The following is a 518-nucleotide window of genomic DNA, read 5'->3' on the forward strand; positions in this document are numbered from 1 at the left end:
GGGACGTTCCTGCCGATATCGCCACGCGGGGTCGGATCGTCTTGTGGTCGGGTGAAGGGCACCGCCGCAAGGATATTGCCGAGCTGCTTGGCATATCGCTGCCGACGGTGGATCGCTGGAAGCGTCGTTACGCCGAGCAGGGCCTGGCCGGGCTGGAAGGTGACCGTCCTGGTGGTGCGCGGGAACAGGTGCCGGCGCGAGTGCGGGCCCGGGTGATTGCCTTGACGCGTATGACGCCGCCGGATGGCACAGGTCTTTCGCACTGGTCGACGCGGGAGTTGGCGAAGTATCTGAAGCGGGTCGAGCACACCACCGTGTCCTGGCACTACATCGCCCGGATCTGGCGGGAGGAGAACCTGAAGCCACACCGCAGCAGCACGTTCAAGATTTCGAAGGATCCTGCCTTCGCGGAGAAGGTGGCCGATGTGATCGGTCTGTATCTGGCCCCGCCGGGTGGTGCGGTGGTGCTGTCCATCGACGAGAAGACGCAGATCCAGGCGCTGGACCGGACCCAGCCC

The 518-nt window shown here is 65.4% G+C and carries 1 protein-coding gene; it reads left to right on the plus strand.

Features of this window, described 5'->3' with window-relative positions; genetic code table 11:
* Positions 1 to 518 (plus strand): IS630 family transposase (locus E1265_RS36680; RefSeq protein ID WP_132935242.1); only part of this gene is annotated, 518 nt, incomplete at both ends.

Source organism: Streptomyces sp. 8K308 (assembly GCF_004348315.1).
Taxonomy (GTDB): Bacteria; Actinomycetota; Actinomycetes; order Streptomycetales; family Streptomycetaceae; genus Streptomyces.